Annotated in this window: 5 protein-coding genes and 1 pseudogene; all 6 read right to left on the bottom strand. The window is 40.1% G+C overall.

The features are described 5' to 3' along the window. Positions 1–561 (bottom strand): annotated as a pseudogene (locus SMIDD26_RS02690) (23S rRNA (adenine(2503)-C(2))-methyltransferase RlmN); the annotation flags it as partial. 20 nt (positions 562–581) lie between these two features. Further along, positions 582–1,112, bottom strand: a complete 531-nt coding sequence (locus SMIDD26_RS02685) for a YutD family protein (RefSeq protein WP_061438829.1) — start codon at positions 1,110–1,112, stop codon at positions 582–584. 156 nt (positions 1,113–1,268) lie between these two features. Then, positions 1,269–1,874 (bottom strand): superoxide dismutase SodA, encoded by a 606-nt coding sequence (gene sodA / locus SMIDD26_RS02680; protein ID WP_061438828.1) that lies wholly within the window; start codon positions 1,872–1,874, stop codon positions 1,269–1,271. Between the two features lie 127 nt (positions 1,875–2,001). After that, positions 2,002–2,274, bottom strand: coding sequence for a hypothetical protein (locus SMIDD26_RS12165; RefSeq protein ID WP_167747451.1), 273 nt, complete (start codon positions 2,272–2,274; stop codon positions 2,002–2,004). Between the two features lie 23 nt (positions 2,275–2,297). Then, positions 2,298–3,335, bottom strand: coding sequence for a DNA polymerase III subunit delta (holA, locus tag SMIDD26_RS02670; RefSeq protein ID WP_061438827.1), 1,038 nt, complete (start codon positions 3,333–3,335; stop codon positions 2,298–2,300). A 32-nt stretch (positions 3,336–3,367) separates the two neighbouring features. Further along, entirely contained in the window at positions 3,368–4,303 is a 936-nt protein-coding gene (locus tag SMIDD26_RS02665; RefSeq protein ID WP_061438826.1) for a dihydroorotate oxidase, read from the bottom strand. Positions 4,304–4,408 lie beyond the last annotated feature (105 nt).

The following is a 4,408-nucleotide window of genomic DNA, read 5'->3' as shown; positions in this document are numbered from 1 at the left end:
GATAGCCATTCCCTTGTCATCATTGATAGTACGAACGAAATTCAAGACATTGTTATAGTTATCAAAGGGCTCACCGATTCCCATGACAACGATATGGCTGACGCGTTCATCCTGACCACGCTCATCAAAGTATTTCTGAACCAGCATGATTTGCGCTACGATTTCACCGTTATTGAGGTCACGTTGTTTCTTAATCAAACCAGAGGCACAGAAGGTACAACCGATATTACAGCCAACCTGAGTCGTCACACAGACAGATAAACCGTAGTGCTGACGCATCAGTACTGTCTCAATCAACATACCATCAGGCAACTCAAAGAGATATTTGACAGTACCATCAGCAGACTCTTGCACTATACGTTGTTTCAAGGGATTGACCACAAACTGGTCATTGAGCTTAGCAATCAAATCCTTGGAAAGGTTGGTCATCTCTTCAAATGACTGGACACGTTTACGGTAAAGCCATTCCCAAATTTGATCTGCACGGAATTTCTTCTCTCCCTGCTCCAAAACCCATTCCTGCATGGTTTGACGTGTTAAACTATAAATTGACGGTTTCATTTCTACTCCTTATTCTCTACTCACTTCTGACGAATGACAAAATGGCGTTGCCCCTTATCCTCTTTCTGAGAATGCTGGTCCTTCTGACGACGTCTATTTTTCTTATCTGCATTCGGTTTTCGTTTGGTTTGAGCCGGTTTCTTCCCTTTTTTAGAAGTCTGGTCTTCTTCCTTCTTACGCATTTTCTTGTCAAATGATGCTCGCTTAGGGGCTTCATTTTCTAAGACAAAATAGGCACAACCATAACTACAATACTCTAAAAGGTAGTCTTGTAAACGACTGATCTTTTCAAGTTTTTCTTCTGTTCGGTCATCCTTGTAAAAACCTCGTAAGCGAAGCTGTTCGTTGCTCCAATCTCCTACGATATAATCAAACTTGGTTAAGACTTCTGAAAAACGCTGATTAAAAGCCGTCACATCAAAGGCATCCTTGATGTTTTCCACCAAGGAAAAAACTATCCCTTCCGTTTCGACCTTGTCCCCGTGTAAATGGAACTCAGGACCAGGAAACTTGTTATAGTTGTATAATTCAGGTGCAATTTCTTTTCGCATAGATATCCTTTTTTCACGATTACTTAATACTTTATTCTACCATAATTTCTAGCAGTTAGCACGTTTCTCATAAAAATGAAAAAAGTCTGACGATTTTGTCAGACCAAAATAATATAACCTTAAAAAGAGAAGAACAATTCTTCCCTCCAACTATCATTATTTAGCAGCTGCGTACAATTCATCTACTTTATTCCAGTTAATCACTGAGAAGAAAGCTTTGATGTAGTCAGGACGCACGTTGCGGTATTTCACGTAGTAAGCATGTTCCCAAACGTCCAAGCCCAAGATTGGTTTTTTGCCTTCTGAGATTGGTGTGTCTTGGTTTGCTGTTGAAGTCACTTCAAGCTTCCCTTCTTTGTTGACAACCAACCATGCCCAGCCAGAACCGAAACGAGTTGTTGCTGCTGCAGTGAAGGCTGCTTGGAATTCTTCAAATGAACCAAATGTTGCATCGATATCTGCTGCAAGTTCTGCTGAAGGAGCTGTTTTCTCGGGAGTCATCAATTCCCAGAAAAGAGCGTGGTTCAAGTGTCCACCACCATTGTTAATAAGCGCTTGACGGATATCGGCTGGAATAGATTCTACATCAGCAAGCAAGGCTTCAAGATCTTCACCGATTTCAGGGTGTTTTTCAAGAGCTGCATTGGCATTGTTGACATAAGTTTGATGGTGTTTGTCATGGTGCAAGTGCATTGTTTCCGCATCGATGTATGGTTCCAAAGCGTCGTATGCATATGGAAGATCTGGTAAGATAATAGCCATCTTTAATACCTCTTTTTCTTTCTATATGAAAATGATAACGCAAACATTCACTTTTTTCAAGTTTTTTGCTTATAATAGATGAAGAAATCACTGAGAGATTTTCGAATAATACTCTTCGAAAATCTCTTCAAACCGCGTCAACGTCGCCTTGCCGTAGATATATGTTACTGACTTCGTCAGTCTTATCTACAACCTCAAAGCAGTGCTTTGAGCTGACTTCGTCAGTTTCATCCGCAACCTCAAAAACATGTTTTGAGCTGACTTCGTCAGTCTTATCTACAACCTCAAAGCAGTGCTTTGAGCAACCTGCGGCTAGTTTCCTAGTTTGCTCTTTGATTTTCCTTGAGTATAAAACAAGCAAATTAGCAAGAAACCCATGACAAAATAATAATCTTGACACGGGTTATAGTTTCAAAAATAATTTCAATTTACCTGACTAGCAATCTGTAGGAGTGCCTTTTCAAAAAGGAAACCTTTTTCATAAAGACCTGTCTTAATCTGATAGTCTGTCTCAATCAAATAGGAAATAGCTTGCTTCAAAAAGCTCAAGGAAAGTCCTCGTGAATCTCTCAGCGCAAATTTGATTTGATAGGGATTTGGATTACGTCCGAGAAAACTGCCTAAACTACTTGCTATCTGCGATTCTGTTTGCCCAGACTCCGCCAAAATTTTCACCTGAGTAAAAGTCCGAAATTGTCCTAGCATGACTGCAATCAGTTTGATTTCATCTTCACCCTGCAAGGTCAAGTCTTTAACCAAATCTCGCGCCTGGTCCATCTTTTTAGTCAGAATAAACTGAGTTAAATCAAAAATATTATCCTGTAAGGTCTTGGGAATTGCGTTAACAATATCCTCTTCCTCGATAACAGAGTCTTCCTTATAGGACTGTAAAAAGAGGAGATTTTTCTGGATTTCGCTAAATTGAAAACCAGACTTGATGAGGAGATTTTCAAAAGAATGATTGGCAAACTGCAGACCTTGTTTCTGGCTCCACTTTTGGAAATACTGGCGCAATTCTTGTTCTTTTGCTTCTACTGCATCAAAAACCTTGGCATCACGCTTAAGTAATTTAACCAACCGTCTTTTGCTATCCATTTTTCCTTCTGCAAAGATTAGCAACTTGGTTGTTGGTGAAGGATTGTCAAGGTATTCCTCAAATGACTTGAGCTCATCATCTGTCAAAAAGCGTTTCTTAGCTGTTGTGATATCGACAAAATGGTCTAATATCACGATTTTTTCATCCGCAAAGAAAGGAAGACTGACCAACTCCAGTTCCACATCCTTGTAAACTACTTCTTTCATATCAAAGTAGGCAAAGTTTAGGTCGGCAGAATCATAGCCAATCTGTTTCAATACTTGACTCTTCATCACTTCAAACTGACCCTGGTCTGTCCCTGTAAATAGGCTCAAGCTAGGTAAATTTGATAAAGTCAATTTCTGACTTTCTTCAATGGCTAGCATCTTCTCTCCTTTCTTCTGATTTTTTAATGAATTTAATCGATATAGCGCAATTTCCCACGGAAATCTTCTAGGCTCTCGTACCCTTTTTCCGCCATGATTGCTTTCAGTTCATTGGTAATACGTTCGAAAGCACCGACGCCTTCTTTGTGAAGGGTGGTTCCCACCTGTACCATACTGGCACCACAGAGGATGTGTTCAAAGGCATCACGACCAGTCAAAACGCCACCTGTTCCGATGATTTGGATTTGAGGATTAAGACGTTGGTAGAAGGCGTGAACATTAGCTAAAGCAGTTGGTTTGATATACTCGCCACCAATGCCACCGAAACCATTCTTTGGTCGAATAACAACAGACTCATCTTCTATATATAGGCCATTTCCGATAGAGTTCACACAGTTGACAAACTTGAGCGGATACTTGTTGAAAATAGCTGCCGCTTGGTCAAAGTGAACAATATCAAAATATGGTGGCAATTTAATTCCAAGAGGTTTGGTGAAGTAGGCAAATACTTCTGTCAAAATCCGGTCTGTTGTCTCAAAATCATAGGCAATCTGAGGTTTACCTGGAACATTTGGACAGGAGAGGTTTAGCTCAGTCAGACCACGAAACTCACTCTCTTGGACTTTTTTCAAGATAGTATGGGTTTCATCTGGAGACATGCCGACTAGAGATAAAAAGAAAGTTCGATTCGGCTCTTTTTCCTGCAGATCCAAAAGGTAGTCCAGATAATAGTCTAAGCCATTATTTGGCAAGCCCATAGAGTTGATAGAACCAAGTGGAACATCTTGATAGCGTGGCTCAGGATTTCCCTGACGAAAGTCCAAGGTCGCTGTCTTTGTGACAAAGGTTCCTGCCGCTGAGTTTTTAACGCCCTCTAACTCTGCTATCGTCATACAAGCCACACCTGCTGCATTCATCAAGCAATTGTCAAACTCAAAACCAGCAATTTGTGTTTTCGTTGATACCATGATTCTGATCCTCCAGATTCCTTTTATTGCTAATATTATACCATACTTTCTAAATTTTCTCTTTAAGAAAGTCATTTATAAGAAAAAGGTTCGTTTTTTATCTAT

The organism is Streptococcus mitis (assembly GCF_001579035.1).
Lineage (GTDB): Bacteria > Bacillota > Bacilli > Lactobacillales > Streptococcaceae > Streptococcus > Streptococcus mitis_J.
The sequence above is the reverse complement of the archived record's forward strand: the minus strand, read 5'-3'. Positions and strand labels throughout refer to the sequence as shown.